This window comes from Campylobacter subantarcticus LMG 24377 (genome assembly GCF_000816305.1).
Taxonomy (GTDB): domain Bacteria; phylum Campylobacterota; class Campylobacteria; order Campylobacterales; family Campylobacteraceae; genus Campylobacter_D; species Campylobacter_D subantarcticus.
On the sequence record NZ_CP007773.1, the window covers coordinates 1,705,833 to 1,729,528 of the forward strand.

Here is a 23,696-nt window from a genome sequence, read left to right on the forward strand (position 1 = left end):
ATTTCCAATATCTAGCTTAACAAATATTTTTATTTTTGTGTATTTTTGTTAGAAAAAATTAACTATATGGGTATAAGAGTAACACCTGATGTTGAAATTTGTAAATCCTAAGCTAAAAAGCACACTATGCTTTTTAGCTTGGCACTATGGAGTTTTTACGTGCGGTTTTTTGGAGTGAAAATATACAAAGTAAAAGTATAATACTATATAAAACGCTAGTGGATTTTATGACATTTGACGTGATTTTATCTTGCTTTATAGCTTTAGAAATTTCGGTATATTTTTTACCTAAAAATTCTGTTGCTATGGTTAAATTTTGTTCTTTTAAATCTAAGATATTATCTTTGTTTTCTATGATTAACTTCTTAGCCGCATCTAGTTCTACAAAAGAAACATCTTGATAATGCCAAGATAGGTTAAAATCTTTATGAGAAATTTTTGCAAGATTTAAAATAGAACTAGAATTTAAATCTTGAATGGCTTTTTCAATTTTACTTTCATGAAGTTTTTCTGATGAAAAAACACCTATAAAAGGGTTGATAAATTGTGGTTTTTCGATTAGAACAACAGAAAAAACAATATATGCCAAAGCTACAATAAAAAAACGCAGGTATTTTTTACAAAAAAACATCAAACTAATAGAAGAAGCTAATAAAATATAACAACATACAATAAGAGCCTCTAAAGTTTGAAAACATAATAATAAAAATATACCACATCCCATACTCACAAATAAAAAAAATCGAGATGTGCGTAATTTAAATATGCTTTTACAAGTAATCAAAGAAACGAAAGCTATAATTATAACCGCTGCAAAAGCTAGTACAACTATAAAACCATAAACCGATTTAATAGCACCATCGTTTTGTAGCCAAAAAAGAAATGAAGCATACAATGCAATCATTACAACTGTGAAATTAAGTATTTTTAAAAAACTTGTGTGGTGATTACTAGTGTTTCTATATACAAACAACAATGTAAAATTAATCCATTCAGTAAAATTATATAATTCTTCTTTTAAAAATTTTACAGTAGTATTTTTAGAATCTATATTATCATTTATACTTGTAGCTTTTATCATAGTTTCTTTTTCTTTTGTATAAAGTTCTAGTTTATGCCATTCTTGAGCCTCTAAAATATTATTTTGACTTATCAAAACATCTTTTATAACCCTGAAAGAATCTTTTAAATTTTTAGCACATCTTAATTGATGTTTATTATTAATCAGATTTATTTTTTCTTTTTCTTCGCTTTGTATATTTTCAATTTTGTTCTTATAAGCTTCATCTTGATAATTATCTTCTATATAATCTTCAATTGATTTAAAATCTAATTTATCTATATTGACATTTGTTAAATTTACAGCTTTTTGCTCTTTAAAATAACAAGCACTAAAATTTGGAGTTTTTTCAAATGTTACTCCATAAAAACAAGCTGATTTTTCAAATTTACATTCATGAAAATCAACATAATCTTTAAAATAAGAATTATTAAAATATACACTATTAACAAATTTAGAATTGTGAAAATCAACTCTTTTTTTAAATACACAATTCTTAAATATAGTGTCTTTTTCATTGTTATAGTATTTACCATCAGGTAATGGCGTTCCTGATACAAAAAATTTAAAGTTTATCTCATCTTCAAAAACACAATTTGAAAAATCTACGCCATTAAAAAAAGCAATTTTCTTATTACTTCCATCAACTGCATGTAAAGATACTTTAGATTCAAATTTGCAATTTGAAAAAACTATTCTTTCGAAGCAGCTATAATTTATATAAACTTCTCTTTTAAAAATGCTTTTATAGTTTTTTCCTTCATAGCCATAACTATTTTTTAAATTTTTAAGCTCACTTGGGAGAATTGAAGTGGCGTCTCCTACTATTTCACAAGAAAAACAGCAAAACGATATAAAATTTTTCATTTGGTTTATTTTTTTTAATAAAATTTCATCTATATTTTCTTTTATTTGTCCTATAAAAGTATCTAATGTTAATCCAAAATTAAAATAATAAACAATGTTATTTTCTTCTTCTATTTTGTCTATAATTTTAATGCCATTAAAGTTATTTTTATGATTTTCTTCTAAAGTTTTATAAATAATATATGGATTTAATGGTTTAGCTAATTCTCCAACATCTAGCTTACCACCTAAAGATTCAAGTTTTTCTGTATTGATTTCCATAAATTTTAATATATCTAAAGAAATAGTTAGTTTTTCATCATCTAAACCCTTTATAAAAATACCACTATATGGTATTTCTAAATCAATGTTATATATATTTTCTTTCATTATTTTCCTTCAATGATTTTTATTTCTTCTTCGTTTAGGTTGTAAAGTTTGTAAACGATAGAGTTTATTTTATCTTCTTGGGTTTTGGTGTTTGCGTTTTTGTCTTGTTCTTTTAAAACTAAAATCTCATCGACTAAGCTTATAAGCTCGTTTGCTAATTTTTCATTTTTAGAATTTATTTTTGGTATGCAAAATTTTTCTATATAAGCTGGCTTAATCCTATAAAATCCACCTCTCATCACAACACTAGTTTTTTGCAAAAACCACCAAGTTAATGATGAATTTAAAATAGCTATTAAATACTTATAATCTAAATTTTTATATTCTTCATTTTTAACATAACCATAAATAGTTGTAGTGAAATAAAATTTTCCAAGATCATCAAAAGCAAAATGAGTATTATTACAAATATCTGGACAAAGTAATTTTTCTTTATCGAATAATGTTTGATTTTTTGGATAAATATATCTCCACCATAAATCATCATTAGATAATCTTCCGTTTTCTCTTGCTCTTAAAACATTTTCACACTCTTTTAAATAACTCCAAGCTTTTGGAAATTTAGCTTTTAATTCCTTTTCATCATAAAGAGACATTTTTGCTTTAGTATTTACATCATCTTGTTTATAATAAGGAAATAAAACCATTGAATTTGAAATAGGTTTTTCATATCTATGAAAACTATCACCCATTAAAAGTGGTTTTAAAATTTCTTTTTCTATCTCCACTTCCTTATTAAGCTCTTTAGAATATCCTTTAACTAGATTTTCATTTTCTTTGCAATCTTTTAAAAAATAAACACTATCTTTGCTTGTTTGCAAGCCTACAAAAACCCTAAATAAATCCTTTACCAATATATGTTGATTAATTTTTGAGAAAATTTCTTGATTTAAATTTTCTTCAAAACTCCAAAATGATGAAGATAGTTTTTTATTGTCTATAATTTTAAAATCTTCTTCTTGTAAATTAAAAATAAAATTTGACATTTCTTCTTTTGAGTTAATATTTTTATCCGTTTGAATAAATTTCAAATGCGAAGAATTATTTTCAAACCATTGTAAAGCGGTATATGTTGAAACATCAAAAACCTGAAATTCCTCAAAAGATATAATCTTGCTAATCTTATCTTTTGCAAATTCTCTTAAATTTAATCCAAAATCAGCATTAATCCATTTATGAGGCATTATAAAAGCGATTGTTCCTTTATTTTTTATAAGCTTAAAACATTGCTCTACAAACAAAATATATATATCATAATTTTTACTTACCACTTTAAAATGTTTTTTATAATACTGCGATAAATTTTTATCTAACCCTTGTATTCTTATATAAGGTGGGTTACCGATAATGAGATCAAAACCTTGAAAGCTCCCACCCTCATCAAGCACTTCGCTAAATTCAAAACGCCATTCAAAAGGATTTGCACTTTCTAAGTCAAATATACTCTCATAAAGCTTTTTAAGCTTTTTAAATTCTTTCTTAGCGGCACTTTCATCAAAGTCAAATTCAAACATATTTTTAGAGAAAAATGCTCTAAAATTCTCATCTTTTTCATCTTGTGCTAAAAAATCGCCGTATTTTTTAGAGTATTCATTAGCGCCGTTGGTAAGTTGCTTGATCTCTTTGGCAAATTTGTCTTTTAAGCAGAAATTTTTAAAAGACTCTTTGAGGTTTTTGATCTCTTTTGCGATGAGAGTTTTGTCGGTGTAAAAGCCTTCTTTGTAGTCTTTGACTATGCGTTTGTATTTATCCATGCGTTCTTTGATGTTGGGGTAGTGAGAAAGGCTTTTGTGAATTTCAAAGTAGCTTATAAGCGAATTCCCACATTTTATGTTGATATCGATGTTTGGTAGGGTTTTAAGATCATGATAGTTTGTATCATCAAAGCTTTCATAAAAGCTGTGTTTTAAAAGCTCTATCCAAAGCCTTAGTTTAGTGATCTCGCATGAGTTTGGGTTGATATCTACTCCAAAAAGGTTGTTTTCTATGATGTCTTTTTTACGCTCAAAAAGTTCTTTTTGGCAAAGGTGGGTTTTGTCTTTGTCAAAATCAGGGCGTTTATACTCTAAAAACTGGCCTTTGTGATTTTGCACTAAAATTTCATCATTTTGCACGCTTAGGTAAAAGTCCTCTTCAAACAAACCAAGCTCATAATGCACCATAAGCATGGCATTTAAAGCTGAAACTAAAAAATGCCCACTTCCCACCGCAGGATCGCAAATGCGTATGGAATTTAGCAAAGCTAGTTTTTGTTCTTGAGGGATTTTTTCTTGGCGTAGCTGGGTTCTTAGCTCGCTTAGCTTGGTGGCATCTAGCTTAAAAGTATGGTTAAACTTATCAATCACGACTTTTTCTATGCTTGCTTTACACATATATGAAGTGATAAAGCTTGGGGTGTAAAAACTGCCTTCTTTGTAGCCATTTAGCTTTTCAAAGACATTTCCTAAAACGCTTGAGTTGATGAGTTCTTTTTGCTTGATGAGTTCTTCGCTTTGCTCATCTGCTCCAAAGTCAAAGCTGTCTAAAAACTCAAACAAATACTCAAGCAAACCTACTTTGCCTTTTTTACTTTTTCCTTTGTCATCTTTTAACTGCGTGTGTGGGTGGTACTCTAGCAAAGCGTCATTTTCTAAAGTAGCGATTTCTAGTATGGTTTTTTCGATGGTTTGCTTTTCAAAAAGCGATGAATTTAAATAAGGCAAATAGCTAAATTTACTCTGCGCTCTTGTGTGCTTTTCTTTAGCTAAGATATCAAAGAAAAGATGTGAAAGGGTGGTGAAATTTGGAATTTTTTCATAGTTTAGAAATTTAAGGGTTTTATCATCGTTAAACCTAATCAAATTAGACTCGATAAGCTTTAAAAATAAAATGCGATTTAGCCAAAGTATGATGAATTTTAACACCTCTTCAAAGTCATGCTTTGGAAGCTTGCTCGCTATGAGATGATAAAGCGTGCCTTGGGCTTGTTTGCTTTGCTCACTTTGTGTGATGATGAATTTAGAAAGCTGTTTGCTCTCGCTTAAACCCAAGATATATAAAAGCTCTTTATAGAATGCATTGTTTAATGAGTTTGCGTCATTTGGGCTAAATTCATTTAGCAAAAAGTCTTTGTGGAAAGTTTTAAAAATGCTTGCTAGGTTTTTAAAATTTGACTTTTGCTTGTCTTTTAAAAATGCTAAATCGATAAAAAAGCCTTTTAAGCTTTCTTTAGAATTTTCTATGAGTTTGCTTGCTTCTTTGTAAAATTCATCGGTGTTGCCTTTAAAAAGTGAATTTGGGCTTTGAAATTCTTCAAAAAGCTTTTTAAAGCTTGTGTTTTTATAAAAAAGCTCTTCAAACTCACTAGCTTTGAAAATGTAAAATTTATAAAAGTCTGTGATGATGATAAATTTCAAACTAAAGCTATGCTCTCTATTTCTAAAATAATACAAAATGGCTTCATGTAAAGCTTTGGAATTTGGCTTTGTGTGGGTGATGAATTCTTTTGAGTTGGGCTTTTTAGCTTCGATGAGAACTTCTAAGTCTTTGCTAAGCTCATCTTTAGCGATGGCTAAGTCGATCTCGCTTTTGCCTTTTTGTTTGGTTTTGATGTGGGTTTTGAAATTTAGCGTGGTTAAAAATGGGTTAAGTGCATTGGCGACTAGGTAGTCTTCGTTTTCGCTTTGTGAGTTTTCAAGCCTTTCTAGATATTGCGTTAAAGCTTTGCAAAAAGTGTCAAATTCATTTTGTGTGATTTGCTTTTTGCGGTAGTAAGGGTTGAAAAAATCTTTTTCGTTTAAAATCAATACATTCATCACTTTAGCCTTTTGTTTTTATATCGTTGATTTTACTTAAATTTATTTTATATTGTAATTAATCACAAATATGCAAAGCTTTTTGTTTTATTATCATTAATACATAGTATACTAAATATTTTAAAATATTCTTGATGATTAAGTTTTATTTTATATATATGCAATAAAATATAAATGATTATTTAACTAGGAGGTTAAATGAAAAAGATTTTCATCACATGTTTAGCACTAGCTTCTTTAGTATGTGCTAGGGAGGAATTTTTCACAAGTGAGGTTAATTCGCTTTACTTAAGCAAAAATGACACAAAAGCTGTTGGTAGACTACTACCTACAAATCCTTTTGAGGTGTTAAAAGTAGAAGGAGATAAAGCACTGATCAAAATCACAGGCTATGTTAATCCCGCTTCTGCTTCTGTGCTATACTATAATGATAGTCAAAGGATCATCGTAGCTGCATTTTCTAAAAATACAAAGCTTGATTTTAAAACTTACACAAAAAGCAAAAATGGCAAATGGGATAAAGCTACCATAGAAGTTTGGGCTGATAAGAAAGATTTTGCCAAAAGTGATAAAGAAATGTTTATAAAAGCCAAAGAACTTTATATGAACAACTGCGGAATTTGCCATAGCGTGCATAAAGAAAGTGAATTTACCGCTAATGGTTGGCCTGCTACGTTTAGATCAATGGTAAATCGAACAGGTATTGATAAAAAAGATCATTGGTTAGTGATACAGTATTTGCAAAAAAATGCAAAAGACTTCAAGGAGGCAAAATAAAATGGGACTAGATAGAAGAAAATTTTTAAAAATCGGAGCGGGTTTAAGCGTGCTACCTTTGGTGCCTAGTTTGGCTATGGGTAAAAGTGTGAAAGCTTCTAGTATAAATTCAGGATTAGTAAAAAACGGCACAGTGATCACCGCAGCACATTGGGGAATTTTAAAACTTACTATCAAAGATGGAGTAGTTGTTAAAAGTGAGCCTTGGGAAAAGGTTACGCAAATGGACAATCCTTTGCAGCATTACACCCCTGATATGATCTATCAATCTCGTGTAAAATACCCTTATGTAAGAAAAAGCTACCTTGCAAACCCTGACAGCCCAAAACCAGAGCTTAGAGGTAAAGAAGAATTTGTTCGTGTGAGCTATGATGAGGCGATCAAGCTGATCGCTAGAGAGCTTAAAAAAACAAGAGAGAAAAAAGGCACTCAAGCGATTTTTGGCGGTAGCTATGGTTGGAAATCAAGCGGAAATATGCAAAATTGTAGAATTTTACTGCATAGGTTTTTAAATGTAACCGGTGGGTTTGTCGGAACTACGGGCGATTACTCAACCGGTGCTTCTCAAGTGATCATGCCTTATGTTGTAGGGTCTATTGAAGTATATGAGCAGCAAACATCTTGGGAAAACATCTTAGAGCATTCTAAATGCGTTGTCATTTGGGGTGCCAACCCTCTTGCAACCTTAAGGATAGCGTGGACTTCAAGCGATCAAAGAGGTTTGCAGTATTTTGAAAAATTAAAAAATAGCAAAATCAAGGTTATTTGTATAGATCCTATCAAAACAGAAACTGCTAAATTTTTAAACGCGCAATGGATCGCACCTAAGCCAAATACCGATGTTGCTATGATGCTTGGTATGGCTAGTCACTTGATCGAGAAAAATAAAGTAAATTATGAATTCTTAGAAACCTATACTAGTGGTTTTGATAAATTTAAAGCATATTTAGATGGTAAAAAAGATGGTGTAAAAAAAGATGTAAAATGGGCAAGTAAAATTTGTGGAATCGATGAAAAAACAATCAAATCTCTTGCTGAAAGCTTCTATGATAATCCTACTATGATCATGAGTGGTTGGGGTATGCAAAGGGTACACCATGGCGAACAACCTCACTGGATGTTGGTCACTCTTGCTTCAATGATCGGGCAAATTGGCACCAAAGGAGGTGGCTTTGGCTTAAGCTATCATTACAGTAATGGTGGCGTTCCTTCGTGTAAAGGTGGAGTGATCGGAGGGATCACTGCTGGTGCTGTGGGAATTTGGGAAAATGGAAAATTTAAAGGTCTTCCAAAAGCAGGTGCTACTCAAAGTGGTGCTGAATGGCTACAAAATGCCGCTAGCTACTCTTTTCCTGTAGCTAGGATAGCAGATGCCTTGCTTAACCCTGGCAAAACCATAGACAACAATGGAGCAAAGATCACTTACCCTGATATAGACTTTATATACTGGGCGGGTGGAAATCCTCTTGTACACCACCAAGATACCAATACAAACGTAAAAGCATGGCAAAAACCAAGAACGGTAGTGGTAAATGAAATTTACTGGACTCCAACAGCCAAAATGGCAGATATCATCATGCCTGCTACGAGTTCTTACGAAAGAGATGATATCACTATGACAGGAGATTATTCTAATATGAATATCGCTCCGATGAAACAAGCAGTTTTACCTATAGGCGAGAGTAAAGATGACTATGAAATTTTTTCAGATATTTGCAAAGTATATGGAGATGATGTATTTAATGCTTATACCGAAAATGGCAAAAAAGCTAAAGATTTCATCAAAGAATACTACAATAGCGCTTTAAAACAAACTCAAGCTTATGGAGATGTTTTTGAAACACCTATGCCTAGTTTTGAAGAGTTTTGGGCAAAAAATGAGCCGATTACTTTTTCTCCAACCATAGAAAGCATGGAGTGGGTTAGATTTTCAGAGTTTATCGAAGATCCTATTTTAAATGCACTAGGCACCGAATCAGGCTTGATAGAAATTTACTCTAATACTATCGAAAAATACAACTATAAAGACTGCAAAGCACACCCTACATGGATGGAGCCGATAGAATGGTTAGGAAATGCCACTAAAGAAGCACCTTTTCATCTTTTAACCAATCACCCAACCAACAGACTGCATTCGCAAATGTGCCATACATCATTACGCGATAAATACGCAGTGAAAGGAAGAGAGCCTATTTTGATCAATCCTGCTGATGCTAAAAAGCTAGGCATTAAAAATGGCGATGTTGTAAGAGTGTTTAACAAAAGAGGTCAAACCCTAGCGGGCGCTGTGGTAACAAAAGACATCATGCCAAATGTAGTAAGACTTTGTGAAGGTGGCTGGTACGATCCTGATGAAAATGGCATGTGTAAGTATGGTAATGTGAATGTTTTAACCATAGATATGCCAACTTCTGAACTTGCAAATGGCAATATCTCGCATACAGCTTTAGTAAACATAGAAAAGTATAATTCTTCTTTACCAGAAGTTACGGCGTTTTCTGCTCCAAAAGGCGCACAGTAACGTTAACTTTTCCTTAGAAAATCTAAGGAAAAGTTTTATTTACCTCTCCAACTCCTGCTCCACCACTTAAAAATATAATCGCCTTGTGAAAATCTGTTATTTTCTAAATTTTGCTTTTATATGAACTACATTTAGTTTAATATATTTTTGACATCTTTGTATACTAGCTTTATAGGTGTTTTATTAAAAAATCGTTTAAAAATTTTAACAAAATCTTTTGTAGAATTTTGATTTTCAATCAACCAATAAATAAAAGCATATTCCCCTTCTAATTTTTCATTATTTATCAATTTATCACAATAATAATGGTTTTGATACTTTCTGATATTTTCTTCTTTAGTATCTTTGAATGATTTTAAACATTCTTTATATTTTTCATTTTCTACATCTTCATTACTATCGTTTGATATTTCAAATGTTAGTCCAAAAGTATCATAATGACTTTTTTTAAAATACAAATATACACAAGGATATAAACTTTCATCTTTGCAAGATTTAGGATAAAATGCAAATACACCGTGATTGACGCGATTTTCTTTTAATTTATTACCAATAAAAATTATATTGTCTATTTTAATTTCTATATGTTTTAAATTGTCAAAAAATTCTTCTATTATGTATTCACAAATACTATTCCATTTATGCTGGATGATACTTTTGGCTTTTTTATAATCTTGTTCGTTTAAATTTTTAAGCTCTGATTTATTTTTATTGTATCTATATAAAATCATAGCATTGTTTAAATTTTGCATTTTTGTTTTTGTATCTTTTTTAAAAATAAATTCTAATACATCATCTCTTTGAATATACTCATTTGTTATATACCATTGTAAAATATTTTTGATTGAGAGTAAAAATAATATTTTGTATATCTAGTATGAAATTTTGATTTTTGATTAACTTTTCTTCGTATATTTTTACACATTCACAAATCCATTCTTTAATCCACATGTAATCCATTTTAAAATAATGACTAATATTGTTTTTATTTTTGTCTTTAATCCAATTTTCTTTTATAATAAAATTTCCTAAACTATAATCACTAGGGCTAGCACACTCATCTTGATGCAAATATATAGTCAATATATTTTTATAGCAATCTTCTATATTTTTAATATTCTTTCTTATAAAATTAATATAATCTTTCAATTGATTTTTTTGATCTTTTGCATAAATTTTATTTTCTATTATGATATATCTTTTATCACTTAATATTATTAAAATATCTATTCTTCTATTATCTTTAATACAGGCTTCTGTTTCTATACCTTTTATATCTTCTATGTTTAAATTTTCAAATTCAGTATTTTTTAAACTTTTGCCAAGTTTTTCTAAAAATATTTTTGCAAAATTTTTTTGATAATGCCCTTTGTCTATATCAATCAAATAAGCTATAAATTTAGAATGATAATTTTCTTTCTCCTCAACACCCAAAGCTTCAAATATATTTATATCACTCAAGCCATTATTTACATCTTGTTCAAATTTCACACTTTCTTTAAGTAATTTCTTAATAAATTTTTCCATGCTTCACCTTGTACAACTTTACACTTTTACAAACATTACTTCAAAATTATCTTACAAATTTAAAAAACACAATTTATTATAATAAATATTATTTTCTAATTTTTTTAATATTATAAAAATCATCAATAATCTCACATCATATGTAAAAATTAATTATTTAATTTACATTTACTAGATAATTCTTTTTACAATTAACCAACCCACAAACATAAATCAAAAAACTAAAAATCTTTAAATAAACAAAAAATACCTCCAAAAAAAATACTTTAATTATAATCTTTATCATTTCTATATAAAAATCATGCATCTTTGTAAAAAACTAAAATCATAATCAACGAGCTTTTTTATTTTTTGCCCGCCAAACTAATCAAACTAATCAAACTAATCCACCACAAGCAATAAAAACTAAACCACTAAACACCAAAAAACTATAAATAATTCATGATCGCACCATAAAAGAAATAAAAGAAATAAAAGAAATAAAAGAAATAAAAGAAATAAAAGAAATAAAAGAAATAAAAGAAATAAAAGAAATAAAAGAAATAAAAGAAATAAAAGAAATAAAAGAAATAAAAGAAATAAAAGAAATCTACTTTTCACAACTATCTCTTAAAAGCTCTTTATTATAATTAATCACTTTCCTAGAAAGATATTCATTACATAAAAACCATAAAGAAATAAATTATAAAACTATAAAAACTATCACTAATTAAAAAAGTAAAGAATAAACTAATTAAGGATTTATCTAAGTAATAAGTAAGAATAATAAGAGAATTAACAAGTCCGCAATGAGCTACTTTCCCCATGCCAGTAAGGCGTAGTATCATCACCCACGATGTGCTTAGCTTCTTGGTTCGGGATGGAGCAAGGCGTCTCCACATCTGTATAATCACGGACATTGTTATTTAAATATTCTATTTAAACTTTATACTATTTTTATCAAGAATACTTAAAAAACAATGTTAAGAGCAAGTTCTAATATAAACTTTACTTGTAAGATTTTATAAACTAAAAATATAATTTTTATACAAACATTTCATATAAAAATATTCAAAGCTTTATTAAAAACCTTAACAAGGAAGTGATGCTTAAATAAGATAAGCCAAACGCTCTATTAGTACTGGTCAGCTAAAGGACTTTCATCCATTACACACCCAGCCTATCAAACTAGTAGTCTTCTAGAGAGCTTAGAGAAGATTCATCTTAGAGTTGGCTTCACGCTTAGATGCTTTCAGCGTTTATCCGTTCCAAACTTAGCTACGCTGCGATGCTCTTGGCAGAACAACAGCTACACCAGTGGTTTGTTCAACCCGGTCCTCTCGTACTAGGGTCAAATCTCTTCAATCTTCTTACGCCCACGGCAGATAGGGACCGAACTGTCTCACGACGTTCTGAACCCAGCTCGCGTACCGCTTTAAATGGCGAACAGCCATACCCTTGGGACCTGCTCCAGCCCCAGGATGCGATGAGCCGACATCGAGGTGCCAAACCTCCCCGTCGATGTGAGCTCTTGGGGGAGATCAGCCTGTTATCCCCGGGGTACCTTTTATCCTTTGAGCGATGGCCCTTCCACACAGAACCACCGGATCACTAAGACCGACTTTCGTCTCTGCTTGACTTGTATGTCTTGCAGTTAAGCTGGCTTATACCTTTATACTCTACGAACGATTTCCAACCGTTCTGAGCCAACCTTTGTAAGCCTCCGTTATTATTTGGGAGGCGACCGCCCCAGTCAAACTACCCACCAGACATTGTCCCACTTGAGGATAACTCAAGCTGGTTAGCTACCCAAATAAGAAAGAGTGGTATCTCAACAACGGCTCATAATAAACTGGCGTCTATTACTCAAAGCCTCCCACCTATCCTGCACATTCTTATCCAAATAGCAGTGTCAAGCTGTAGTAAAGGTCCACGGGGTCTTTCCGTCTTGCCGCGGGTAGGAGGAATTTTCACCTCCACTACAATTTCACTGGATCCCTCTTTGAGACAGCTCCCATCTCGTTACGCCATTCATGCAGGTCGGTATTTAACCGACAAGGAATTTCGCTACCTTAGGACCGTTATAGTTACGGCCGCCGTTTACTCGGGCTTCGATCAAGAGCTTCGCTAATGCTAACCCCATCAATTAACCTTCGAGCACCGGGCAGGCGTCACACCCTATACATCCTCTTACGAGTTAGCAGAGTGCTGTGTTTTTGGTAAACAGTCGGGAGGGACTCTTTGTTGTAAGTTTCTTCGCTTTCGGAGTAAATCCTAATACGAAGCGAACCACACCTTATACCGAAGATACGGTGCTATTTTGCAGAGTTCCTTAAAGAGAGTTCTTCCACGCGCCTTAGAATACTCATCCCACCCACCTGTGTCGGTTTACGGTACGGGCAACATTAGCTAAACTTAGAAACTTTTCTTGGCTCGACGGCATCAGCAATTCTCCTCGCTGTCCGAAGACTTTGAAGAGCCTTTCAGTTCTTAGAGTATTGTTATACGGATTTGCCTATATAACCTCCTACTACCTTAGACTAGCACTTCCATCCGCTAGCTTGCTTAGCCCTAAGCGTCCTTCCATCGCACACTAATGTTGGTATTGGAATATTAACCAATTTGCCATCGTCTACCCCTTTCGGACTCGACTTAGGACCCGACTAACCCTACGATGACGAGCATCGCGTAGGAAACCTTGGGTTTACGGCGTTAATGATTCTCACATTAATTATCGCTACTCATGCCTGCATGCTCACTTCTATTCGCTCCAGCACTCCTTACCGGTATACCTTCGGCGCAAATAGAACGCTCTCCTACCACTTGATAAAATCAAGTCTACAGCTTCGGTACTTACTTTAGCCCCGTTATATTTTCCGCGCAAAATCACTAGACCAGTGAGCTATTACGCTTTCTTTAAAGGATGGCTGCTTCTAAGCCAACCTCCTGGTTGTTTAAGTAACTTCACATCGTTTTCCACTTAAGTAAGATTTAGGGACCTTAGCTGGTAGTCTGGGTTGTTTCCCTCTTGACGACGGATTTTATCACTCGCCGCCTGACTGCTGTGATTACATATAAGGTATTCGGAGTTTGATAGGGTTTGGTACATTGGTGTATGCCCTAGCCCATTCAGTGCTCTACCCCCTTATACTACGACACAACGCTATACCTAAATATATTTCGGAGAGAACCAGCTATCACGAAGTTTGATTGGCCTTTCACCCCTATCCACAAGTCATCCGGGGGCTTTTCAACGCCTATCGGTTCAGTCCTCCACTAGTTCTTACACTAGCTTCAACTTGCTCATGGATAGATCACTTCGTTTCGGGTCTGCAGCATCTGACTTAAGCGCCCTATTCAGACTCGCTTTCGCTACGGCTTCGCGTGTGCTTAACCTTGCCAGACACCACAACTCGCAGGCTCATTATGCAAAAGGCAGTCCATCACACTGTATTGCTACATAGTGCTCTGAATGATTGTAAGCAAATGGTTTCAGGTTCTATTTCACTCTGATCACCTCAGTTCTTTTCACCTTTCCCTCACGGTACTTGTGCACTATCGGTCTGGTAGTAGTATTTAGGGTTGGATCGTGGTCGACCCAGCTTCAGACAGGATTCCTCGTGCCCCGCCCTACTCAGGATACTGCTAGCTAAGGTTTGGTTTTCGTATACGGGACTATCACCCTCTATGGCTACACTTTCCAGAGTGTTCTACTAACCTTACCTATTGCACATTGCAGTCCTACAACCCCCAGTGCAAGCACTGGGTTTGCCCTCTTGCGCTTTCGCTCGCCGCTACTGACGCAATCTCTATTGATTTCTTTTCCTGTAGGTACTAAGATGTTTCAATTCCCTACGTTCGCTCCATTATGGTAGTATATATCTCTATATACTGGGTTGCCCCATTCGGAAATCTACGGATCAAAGCTTCTTGACAGCTCCCCGTAGCTTATCGCAGTCTAGTACGTCCTTCATCGCCTTTACCAGCCAAGGCATCCACCATTCGCTCTTAATAGCTTACCTTTTTAAATTCATTCTAAAACGCATCACTTCCTTGTTAAAGTTTTTATGATAAGACTTTACTATCTTAAGACGGAAAGCATTTAAACACTTAACAAAACTAAAAAACATTAGTCTAATAAGCTGTGAGTTTAAAACTTGTCTTTAACTAAAAGCTAAAGAAAAGATAGTTAGGTTTTATCCTTTAACAAGTCCTGTAAAATTGTTTTTATTAAAACTTGCTTGTGACTCTTAACAATGATAATTCAAATAACGTTAAATAAACAATAACCAATAAAATATTTTAAATAATTATCATAAAAAATAAATCATATGTTTATGTTTTATTTATATAGGTCTTAAAACCTAAAGGAAGTATATATCAAGAGTTTAAATAATTTAAAAATATAATAAATAAAGTAAAATGCTTTATATTCTTATTTTATTTAGCTATATACTTACTTTAAGTTTTAAAACTTTATTTATGATTGATAAACAAATCTTTTTATGGTGGGCCTAACAAGACTTGAACTTGTGACCTCACCCTTATCAGGGGTGCACTCTAACCAGCTGAGCTATAGGCCCTTAATAAATGGTGGAGAATAGCGGGATCGAACCGCTGACCTCCTGCGTGCAAAGCAGGCGCTCTCCCAGCTGAGCTAATTCCCCAAAATTAGCTTTTCATCAATCTTTGAAATCTAAACAAGGATGATTGAGTTTATATGAACTGATAGTTGTGAGACTTATCAGTTTGTACTCTAGAAAGGAGGTGATCCAACCGCAGGTTCTCCTACGGTTACCTTGTTACGACTTCACCCCAGTCGCTGATTCCACTGTGGACGGTAACTAGTTTAGTATTCCGGCTTCGAGTGAAATCAACTCCCATGGTGTGACGGGCGGTGAGTACAAGACCCGGGAACGTATTCACCGTAGCATGGCTGATCTACGATTACTAGCGATTCCGGCTTCATGCTCTCGAGTTGCAGAGAACAATCCGAACTGGGACATATTTTATAGATTTGCTCCACCTCGCGGTATTGCGTCTCATTGTATATGCCATTGTAGCACGTGTGTCGCCCTGGGCATAAGGGCCATGATGACTTGACGTCGTCCACACCTTCCTCCTCCTTACGAAGGCAGTCTATTTAGAGTGCTCGGCCGAACCGTTAGCAACTAAATACGTGGGTTGCGCTCGTTGCGGGACTTAAACCAACATCTCACGACACGAGCTGACGACAGCCGTGCAGCACCTGTCTCTAAGTTCTAGCAAGCTAGCACCCTCATATCTCTATAAGGTTCTTAGGATATCAAGCCCAGGTAAGGTTCTTCGCGTATCTTCGAATTAAACCACATGCTCCACCGCTTGTGCGGGTCCCCGTCTATTCCTTTGAGTTTTAATCTTGCGACCGTACTCCCCAGGCGGTACACTTAATGCGTTAGCTGCATTACTGAGATGACTAGCACCCCAACAACTAGTGTACATCGTTTAGGGCGTGGACTACCAGGGTATCTAATCCTGTTTGCTCCCCACGCTTTCGCGCCTTAGCGTCAGTTAAGTTCCAGCAGATCGCCTTCGCAATGGGTATTCTTGGTGATATCTACGGATTTTACCCCTACACCACCAATTCCATCTGCCTCTCCCTCACTCTAGACTACCAGTTTCCCAAGCAGTTCAACGGTTAAGCCGTTGGATTTCACAAGAGACTTGATAATCCGCCTACGCGCCCTTTACGCCCAGTGATTCCGAGTAACGCTTGCACCCTCCGTATTACCGCGGCTGCTGGCACGGAGTTAGCCGGTGCTTATTCCTTAGGTACCGTCAGAATTCTTCCCTAAGAAAAGGAGTTTACGCTCCGAAAAGTGTCATCCTCCACGCGGCGTTGCTGCGTCAGGGTTTCCCCCATTGCGCAATATTCCCTACTGCTGCCTCCCGTAGGAGTCTGGACCGTGTCTCAGTTCCAGTGTGACTGATCATCCTCTCAGACCAGTTAAGCGTCATAGCCTTGGTGAGCCATTACCTCACCAACTAGCTGATACTATATAGTCTCATCCTACACCGAAAAAACTTTCCCTACTCAACTTGTGTTAAGCAGGAGTATAGAGTATTAGCAGTCGTTTCCAACTGTTGTCCTCTTGTGTAGGGCAGATTAACTATACCTTACTCACCCGTGCGCCACTAATCCACTTCTAGCAAGCTAAAAGCTTCATCGTTCGACTTGCATGTATTAGGCACGCCGCCAGCGTTCACTCTGAGCCAGGATCAAACTCTCCATAAAAAATAATTGGATAAGTTTAATCTTTTTCTTCAAAGAAAAAGTATTTTAAAGATTAAAAAATAATCTTTTATTTTAATTGAAGATTTACATTAAAGTAAATCTCTGGCTCAATCGATCACTTATTTAGATTTCAAAGATTGACTATAAGATTTGATTAACAATATTAATAATTTAAAGAACAAATACTAAAAAATTAAGACGAAAAATCTTAGCTTTTTTTAAAACCCTTTCATTTAAAAAGGAAATGAAATTATAGCAACAAAAGCTTAAAATTTTATTAAATGAAAAAAGAAAATGAAAGTAAAAAAGAAATTTATAGAAAGAGAAAGGAGAATTTATAAATATAGAATAATAGATATAAAAGAATATAAAAGAACTAAAATGTATTAATATAGAGTGTATGAAGTAAAGTGTGTTTAAAAAAAAAAGGGGGGGGGGGATTTAGTTAAAAAGTATTTTAAACTTCAAAACAAAATACCTTTTTTTTGTAAAAATATGTTTTCCAATAAAATAATACTTTTTATCCAAATAACTCCATCGCATCTTTATATGCGCTAATAAGTGAAGCCAAAGTAACAAAACCACCGATAATCAAAAAAAACATCTCGATTTTTTTTCTTTTATCTTCTTTGATTTTTTCTATTTTTTCTTCTTCTTGATTTTGGTCTATATATAAGATGTCTACAAGATTTTCTATCTGGATTTTAAGTTCTTGATGTTGTTCTAAAATATCATAGTATTGAAATATAATTTTCCATATCGTGTGTTTTTGTTGGTAATTATAATGCACCGGATTGCTAAAAAAATATTTTAGATTAAAAGTATAAAAGTCTTTTTTTACATCGATCACATCGTGATAATTTTCTTTATCTACAATGCTTGATGTTAAATTCAAATAATACTCCATTTTCTCACGATATGCCAAAGAAAGAGCAAACATCGTCATAGTATCATCAAATTTACTCTCACAGTTGCTAAATTTAGCCTGAAATAAAAAAACCTTTTTCTGAAAACACAACTTTAGCATCTGGATTATCATAACAGTTTGATTTGTCAATTTTTAAAGTAGAGCTACCCCTTAATAGTTGCGATATAGCACTATCACTCATACTTTCATCGGTATATACTGCCATGTGATCTATCACACCTTTTTTGAATTGGCAATACTCTTGATTTACTAAAACCCCACCTTTTATACATATAATACATATATCAAAAATTTTATATACTACTATCGTATTCTTAGCATACTTTTGATCTTCTATATTGGTATAGATTTGTAAATTTTGTGCTAAAAAGGTATGAAAAAAAATCTTTCACTCTTGAGTCTTTTCTAAATTTAGTTTCATTGAAACTCTTGATGATTTTTACTTGATACACATTGATCATGATATGTCCTATTTTGTATATTTTATAATTTACTTTATATCACTGCAAAATTAAAATGTATTATGAAATTATATTTATAATGGGAGTTGCTAATAAGTGGTGCGGATGAAAGGATTTGAAATATATAACTAAAAATAAACATCTATATTACAATATTTTTATAGTAGTTACCTTTTATAAGTTACCTTTTTTATACAACCATATTAATCTTTATTTCTTATAAAACTTAAATAGTTTTTGAAAATTACACTTTTCAAACTTTTTTATATTTATATAAGCACCAAAGCCTTATTTTGCGATATTTTAACAAAATGTCTTTTAAGTCTTTTTGAGGTATTTTAAGCTTATTTAGCTTAAATTGAATGTTTCACGGATTTTTGGTTTAAGTTTTCTTGCTTTTTTAAGCATTTTTGGTTTGAAACTTAAATGTATTTTTTCTAAAACTTAAAAAGTAATTTTTAAAAGTTTGGTAGGTTTTCTTTGTAAATACCTAAAATAATAATTAAATCTTTTTCTTTGTCTATTTTGTAAGGTATTACATAGCCTTTAAAAATAAAATCTCTTACACTCTCATCATCAAAAGCTAAAGACTTTCTAAACTTACAAGGCATAAAATCGAGCTTTTTTAAAACCTTATATAAATCATCTTTAAAAGCATTTTTGGCTTTTATACTTTCCTTTTTCATAATAAAGGCTAAAATAACATTTAATTCATTTGTAAATAAATCGCATTCTGGATTTGCACTATATCCACTCACTACCTAATAGCGTTAATTTAACCTTGTCACTTTCATAATCATTTAAAGCATTCTTATAGTTGTTATTTTCTATTGTTAAACTTAAGGGTTTAATATTAATGACCCAACTTTAAGCTAACTCATCAGTAAAATACTCTTTTCATCGTATAACATTTTCTTAAACTTTACTTAATATAATGTAGTTTTTTAGATATTTTAAAGCTTGTTTATAGTGCAGTAGTGGAAATATTATCTATACCATAAAGGCGTATGAGTTTAACTCACACACCTTTTATTTTTACTTTTTTAAATTATAAAATAAACATAATTTAACTAAAAATCACAATTTTACATTAAAAAGGATAAACATAATCTTGTTTTACTAAACCTACATTTTTAAGTCTATGAAAAACAGCTTGCTTTGAAACTTCAAATTTTGAAGCTATGAGCATTATTGCTTCTTTTGCACTTAAATCAGGTTTTGTTTTTCTACATTCTGCTATAAAATCTTCTATTTGTCGAAGAGGCATAAGCAATTTTGCTGCGAATTGATTAGCTTTAGTTTCTATTCCACCATATGTATTACTTCTATAAAGAGTTTCATAACTATCAATTATGGGATTTTCTATACTAGGTAAAATATCGTTAGCTAAATGCCCTAATTCGTGTGCCAATGTAAAACGCTGTCTATTTTCGTTTTTTAGTGGATTTATCCAAATAATAGGCTCGCCTTTATCATCTACGCTAATTTGCCCCTCTGTATCAATCTTATCAAAATCAAGATTTTTAACTACATTTATACCTAATTTTTGAGCAATTTCAAACGGGTTAAATGGCGGTTCTTTCATTTCCAATAAATCTAAAATTTCATAAGGGGTTTTATCTTTTATTTCTTTATAAGTCATTCTAAACCTCCTATTCTAGTTGATTTTTCTTGCTCTTCATCTTTAAATGCAATAATTTTGTCATTTATATGCAAATCGACCATTTTTTCAAATTCTTCCATAAATTCGCTATTTTTTAGAATTTTATTTATAAAATCATTGCGTAATTTCTCATCTTCTATAATTTTATCCAAAAATATATCAGTTGCCTCTTTTAATAATCTTTTTCTATCTCGATTATAATACATAGTAAGCAATATCGTAACTACTGCTATTAATAAGGTAGCAATAGCAACAATTAAACTTCCATAATTTAGATAAGAACTTGCAATAGCAATAATATCGGAATTAGTATAATTTGTATCTATGATAAGCCCTTAAATTATTTTTAATTTTAAAAGATACTTTATCATATTTTTACAAAATTAAATATTAAAGAAAGTATTTATATCCAAATATAACTAAAAATCATTATCAAATATACCTGCTTTGTTATGTTTCACATATTAAGCATTTTAATAAAACTCAAAATAAACTTTAACCAAAAAATAAAACACAAGCAAAGTGCTTGTAGCTCTTTGTTTTATTAGTCAATTTGTTAGTCAATTGCATACATTGTAAAAAAACAGCTCGCATTTTTTCACGACTAGCCGGTCGGTGACTAAAAATCAGGCTTTGTAGAGATTTCATACCCCCTACCAGTTTCATACTTCAAAGCTTATAAAAACCTATTTCAGTCTTCTTTGTAAGCGATATTTTAAATTCATATTCAAAATCATCATAAGCCTTAATAGCATAACAACTATAGCCAGCTTCAATTATCTTCATAAACCATTCAGGTAGCAAAATAAAGAAATTTCCACCAACTCTTTTAACTTTAAAACCACTTTTAATATCATTAACATTTCTATGAAAATTATCATATAAACCAAGATTATCAATAAAAATCTTTGCGGGAACGGCATTATTAATTATTTCATTTTTACCAAACATACACACGCCTTATTTTAAATTTTTACTTAGAAGTATAATATAAAAGATTGATGAGGTAATAAAAGTAATTTAATTTTGTATTTTTTATTTTTAAATTCTCGCCCTAACTAAGAAAGCAAAATGCAAAAACGCAAAATATAAAACATTTTATATAAAATATTATATAAGCTTTTCTTGCTTGTTTTGCTAATGTGTATTTTAATCGGCTTTTAACCATTTAACCTTTTGTATTTAATCGGTTTTTAAGCTTGATTTTTTACATCTATTTTAAGCGGATTTTAATTTTAAAATAAAAGTGTTGATGAGTAAAGTATAAAAATGATGATGTAGGTTAAACCTACACCTTTTTATCTAATTTATCTAATAAAATTAATGATGTGTCTAGCAACCTTTTAGCATTTGCTTTTAGCGTTACTATTCTTTGATTAATTAGCGATAGTGCTTTTCCTATGTCCTCGCTTTCAAATTCTTTACAAGATAAATACAAAGCGCTAGCCAAAACACTTAAACCATCTAAATCATCAGGCAAAAACTCTAAATCGCTGTCTAAAACAATGTTTCTATTTTCCATTTTTGCAATTCCTTTTTTATGTATTTAACTAAAAATAAAACTTAATTTTATAGTTTTTTACTAAAAAAGTCAATATATTTTTATGTTATTTAATAAAAAAATGCTATAATTATTTTGTAATTAACTAAAAAAGGTTATAAAATGACAAGATTAGAATTTGATGAAAAAATTAAGAAACTAGGATTAACAAGAAAAACATTTGCAGATATAGCAAAGGTAAGTTATAGCGGGATTTCTACAAATTGGAAAGATGATAAAGAAATTCCCGCTTGGGTAGAACCCTTTTTATATTATTATGAAAAATGCTTAGCTTTTGATGAGTTATTGACAATCTTAGAAAAATACAAAAAAGAAGATAATTTAGAGCAAACCTCTAAGAAATAGCTATACCCATTCTACAATAACTCACATCATCAATATAAAAGGTTAAATTATGACTAATATAGAATTTGAGAGTATTTTAAAAAAATACAACCTAACTAAAAAAGAGTTTGCCTCTCTTTGTGACTTACCTTACCAAACACTTATGAATTGGAAGCAAAGCGACAAAACGCCCTCTTGGGTTAAATCTTGGCTTGAAAACTACATCAAAGCACAAAGCTATGAAGAGTTAAAAAATAAAGTTTTTGAAATTGAAAATATACAATAACTTACATTTTCCATTTTTGTAACACCTTTTTTATGATTAAAAATACAAATGTATTTATTTTAAATCATAATTATATATTTTTATATTTATAAATAGCTTAATTAAAGTATATTTGTATTTAAAACTAAATATTATGATATAATTTTATATTTAAAATGATAAGGGATGACTATGCTAAGTAAAGATGAGTTTAAAAAACTAATGAATAATGCTAACTTATCTAAAAAAGATTTTGCCGAAAAATTGGAAGTAAGTTATAATGCCATAAATGGTTGGGGGACTAATGGTAGGGATTATCCTTACTGGGTTAAATCTTGGCTTGAAAACTACATCAAAGCACAAAAATATAATAAAATCAAAGACTTAATAAAAGATGATATGTAATTGAGGTGTATTTTACTAAGCAAACCTATACGCTATTAAAAAGATTAAGTGCCTTAATGTGTTTATTTTTGCGTAAATCTTTAAAAACGCTAAATTGGTAATTTAGAAATTTCCTTGTAATGTTTTGATTATTTAAGCTCTTTAAAAATAAGCTAAAAAGCCTTAAAGCTTCTTTGATTGTATCTAATGACCTCATCAGTTTATTTTTAATATTTAATCTTAATTCTAATCGCCTCCATTTGCAAAATTTCTCATTAATATTTTGCTTGTGATAATTCTTTTGCTTATGAAATTTATCATATAAAATAAGCCTATTTAGCTGCGATAATTGCTTATATTTTACATTATTAATATAAAAGCTTTGATTATACTCTACAAAATCGCCTTTTATATCTAAGTTTCTAAAAGTATCAATAGCTTGCCTTACGCTTTGTTTTTTCATATCAAAATTACCGCTAAAATCTAACGATAAATCTACACTATCTGTTTTAAAACGCCTTAAAAGTCTTGTTAAAAATGCCATTGTTTCTTTTGCGATGTTTTTGCTTGGTTGATTAATGCCATTAATTATAATTTCTATATAGTAACCTTTAGCTTTTTTATTTTTCTTTGCCTTTGCTAAGGCTTTTTTACTATTATATAAAATAATAGCGGTGTTAGAAAGGCTTTTATTACCCTTGATAAAGTTAATATATTTTATTTCAAATGGTGCTTTTTTATCTTTTGCGTTATGGCTTTTAAATTTATCATCGCAATAATCTTTTAATTGTAAGTTTCTCGTTGTCTTATTAATATGCTTTTTAAAATCAAACTTTCTTAAAAACTTTTCAAAAGCTAGTTTAGGAATGATAAAACTTACGCTATCTAACCCCACACGATTAAAAAGCTCATCTATAGGGCTTATTTTATTATTCAAAACAA

General features: G+C 31.6%; 15 protein-coding genes, 2 tRNA genes, 3 rRNA genes and 1 pseudogene. 5 read left to right on the top strand and 16 right to left on the bottom strand.

Annotated features, from left to right (window positions below):
* Window positions 1-133: 133 nt before the first annotated feature.
* On the bottom strand, window positions 134-2,296 hold the full coding sequence (locus CSUB8523_RS08740) for a pentapeptide repeat-containing protein (RefSeq protein ID WP_043020246.1): 2,163 nt from the start codon (window positions 2,294-2,296) through the stop codon (window positions 134-136).
* Window positions 2,296-6,090 carry a type IIS restriction/modification enzyme gene (locus CSUB8523_RS08745; protein WP_043020247.1) on the bottom strand — a complete coding sequence of 1,265 codons (3,795 nt, stop codon included), beginning with the start codon at window positions 6,088-6,090 and terminating at the stop codon, window positions 2,296-2,298. Before CSUB8523_RS08745 ends, CSUB8523_RS08740 begins: the two co-directional genes overlap by 1 nt.
* 198 nt (window positions 6,091-6,288) lie before the next feature.
* Between CSUB8523_RS08745 and CSUB8523_RS08750 the strand changes: the two genes are divergently transcribed.
* Both CSUB8523_RS08750 and CSUB8523_RS08755 read left to right on the top strand, forming a co-directional pair.
* Entirely contained in the window at window positions 6,289-6,867 is a 579-nt protein-coding gene (locus tag CSUB8523_RS08750; protein ID WP_043020248.1) for a monoheme c-type cytochrome, read from the top strand.
* 1 nt (window position 6,868) lies between these two features.
* Window positions 6,869-9,388 (top strand): molybdopterin guanine dinucleotide-containing S/N-oxide reductase, encoded by a 2,520-nt coding sequence (locus CSUB8523_RS08755; protein WP_043020249.1) that lies wholly within the window; start codon window positions 6,869-6,871, stop codon window positions 9,386-9,388.
* Window positions 9,389-9,519: 131 nt separating this feature from the next.
* Here CSUB8523_RS08755 and CSUB8523_RS08760 read toward each other — a convergent pair.
* The 13 genes and pseudogenes from CSUB8523_RS08760 to CSUB8523_RS08815 form a co-directional block, all read right to left on the bottom strand.
* Window positions 9,520-10,915, bottom strand: a pseudogene (locus CSUB8523_RS08760) (PDDEXK-like family protein).
* 780 nt (window positions 10,916-11,695) lie between these two features.
* A 5S ribosomal RNA gene (gene rrf / locus CSUB8523_RS08765) occupies window positions 11,696-11,812 on the bottom strand.
* Window positions 11,813-12,008: 196 nt separating this feature from the next.
* Window positions 12,009-14,916: ribosomal RNA gene (locus CSUB8523_RS08770) — 23S ribosomal RNA — on the bottom strand.
* 484 nt (window positions 14,917-15,400) lie between these two features.
* Window positions 15,401-15,477 (bottom strand) — tRNA-Ile (locus tag CSUB8523_RS08775).
* 8 nt (window positions 15,478-15,485) lie between these two features.
* A tRNA-Ala gene (locus CSUB8523_RS08780) sits at window positions 15,486-15,561 on the bottom strand.
* Window positions 15,562-15,654: 93 nt separating this feature from the next.
* Window positions 15,655-17,168: ribosomal RNA gene (locus CSUB8523_RS08785) — 16S ribosomal RNA — on the bottom strand.
* The 16S, 23S and 5S rRNA genes sit together here with 2 tRNA genes alongside, the layout of an rRNA operon.
* Window positions 17,169-17,688: 520 nt before the next feature.
* Window positions 17,689-18,195, bottom strand: coding sequence for a hypothetical protein (locus CSUB8523_RS08790; protein WP_158336981.1), 507 nt, complete (start codon window positions 18,193-18,195; stop codon window positions 17,689-17,691).
* A complete protein-coding gene (locus CSUB8523_RS10085) occupies window positions 18,149-18,301 on the bottom strand; it encodes a hypothetical protein (RefSeq protein WP_158336983.1) in 153 nt (50 codons plus the stop codon). The genes CSUB8523_RS08790 and CSUB8523_RS10085 overlap by 47 nt, the downstream gene beginning before the upstream one ends.
* Window positions 18,302-19,015: 714 nt before the next feature.
* Window positions 19,016-19,315 (bottom strand): type II toxin-antitoxin system RelE/ParE family toxin, encoded by a 300-nt coding sequence (locus CSUB8523_RS08795; protein WP_256378636.1) that lies wholly within the window; start codon window positions 19,313-19,315, stop codon window positions 19,016-19,018.
* Window positions 19,316-19,647: 332 nt separating this feature from the next.
* Entirely contained in the window at window positions 19,648-20,199 is a 552-nt protein-coding gene (locus CSUB8523_RS08800; RefSeq protein WP_043020251.1) for an ImmA/IrrE family metallo-endopeptidase, read from the bottom strand.
* Window positions 20,196-20,372, bottom strand: coding sequence for a hypothetical protein (locus CSUB8523_RS10330; protein WP_167333042.1), 177 nt, complete (start codon window positions 20,370-20,372; stop codon window positions 20,196-20,198). Before CSUB8523_RS10330 ends, CSUB8523_RS08800 begins: the two co-directional genes overlap by 4 nt.
* Window positions 20,373-20,889: 517 nt before the next feature.
* Complete coding sequence (locus CSUB8523_RS08810; protein ID WP_043020253.1) at window positions 20,890-21,171, bottom strand: hypothetical protein; 282 nt, start codon at window positions 21,169-21,171, stop codon at window positions 20,890-20,892.
* 337 nt (window positions 21,172-21,508) lie between these two features.
* On the bottom strand, window positions 21,509-21,742 hold the full coding sequence (locus CSUB8523_RS08815) for a hypothetical protein (protein WP_043020254.1): 234 nt from the start codon (window positions 21,740-21,742) through the stop codon (window positions 21,509-21,511).
* A 141-nt stretch (window positions 21,743-21,883) separates the two neighbouring features.
* Here CSUB8523_RS08815 and CSUB8523_RS08820 point away from each other — a divergent pair, with 141 nt between their 5' ends.
* The 3 genes from CSUB8523_RS08820 to CSUB8523_RS08830 all read left to right on the top strand — a co-directional run bounded on the left by CSUB8523_RS08820 (window position 21,884) and on the right by CSUB8523_RS08830 (window position 22,775).
* A complete protein-coding gene (locus tag CSUB8523_RS08820) occupies window positions 21,884-22,126 on the top strand; it encodes a hypothetical protein (protein ID WP_039642400.1) in 243 nt (80 codons plus the stop codon).
* A gap of 49 nt (window positions 22,127-22,175) precedes the next feature.
* Window positions 22,176-22,391 carry a helix-turn-helix domain-containing protein gene (locus CSUB8523_RS08825; protein WP_043020255.1) on the top strand — a complete coding sequence of 72 codons (216 nt, stop codon included), beginning with the start codon at window positions 22,176-22,178 and terminating at the stop codon, window positions 22,389-22,391.
* A 171-nt stretch (window positions 22,392-22,562) separates the two neighbouring features.
* Window positions 22,563-22,775, top strand: coding sequence for a helix-turn-helix domain-containing protein (locus tag CSUB8523_RS08830; RefSeq protein ID WP_039664629.1), 213 nt, complete (start codon window positions 22,563-22,565; stop codon window positions 22,773-22,775).
* Between the two features lie 25 nt (window positions 22,776-22,800).
* On the opposite strand, the gene CSUB8523_RS08835 is transcribed toward CSUB8523_RS08830, so the two are convergent.
* Entirely contained in the window at window positions 22,801-23,691 is an 891-nt protein-coding gene (locus CSUB8523_RS08835; RefSeq protein ID WP_052243696.1) for a hypothetical protein, read from the bottom strand.
* Window positions 23,692-23,696: the final 5 nt, after the last annotated feature.

Coding starts and splice junctions, on each gene's coding strand:
- CSUB8523_RS08815 (WP_043020254.1), bottom strand. CDS start 21,742: ATGGAAAATAGAAACATTGTTTTAGACAGCGATTTAGAGTTTTTGCCT.
- CSUB8523_RS08745 (WP_043020247.1), bottom strand. CDS start 6,090: ATGAATGTATTGATTTTAAACGAAAAAGATTTTTTCAACCCTTACTAC.
- CSUB8523_RS08830 (WP_039664629.1), top strand. CDS start 22,563: ATGCTAAGTAAAGATGAGTTTAAAAAACTAATGAATAATGCTAACTTA.
- CSUB8523_RS08790 (WP_158336981.1), bottom strand. CDS start 18,195: ATGCTAAAGTTGTGTTTTCAGAAAAAGGTTTTTTTATTTCAGGCTAAA.
- CSUB8523_RS08825 (WP_043020255.1), top strand. CDS start 22,176: ATGACTAATATAGAATTTGAGAGTATTTTAAAAAAATACAACCTAACT.
- CSUB8523_RS08755 (WP_043020249.1), top strand. CDS start 6,869: ATGGGACTAGATAGAAGAAAATTTTTAAAAATCGGAGCGGGTTTAAGC.
- CSUB8523_RS08820 (WP_039642400.1), top strand. CDS start 21,884: ATGACAAGATTAGAATTTGATGAAAAAATTAAGAAACTAGGATTAACA.
- CSUB8523_RS08800 (WP_043020251.1), bottom strand. CDS start 20,199: ATGACTTATAAAGAAATAAAAGATAAAACCCCTTATGAAATTTTAGAT.
- CSUB8523_RS08810 (WP_043020253.1), bottom strand. CDS start 21,171: ATGTTTGGTAAAAATGAAATAATTAATAATGCCGTTCCCGCAAAGATT.
- CSUB8523_RS08740 (WP_043020246.1), bottom strand. CDS start 2,296: ATGAAAGAAAATATATATAACATTGATTTAGAAATACCATATAGTGGT.
- CSUB8523_RS10085 (WP_158336983.1), bottom strand. CDS start 18,301: ATGGCAGTATATACCGATGAAAGTATGAGTGATAGTGCTATATCGCAA.
- CSUB8523_RS08750 (WP_043020248.1), top strand. CDS start 6,289: ATGAAAAAGATTTTCATCACATGTTTAGCACTAGCTTCTTTAGTATGT.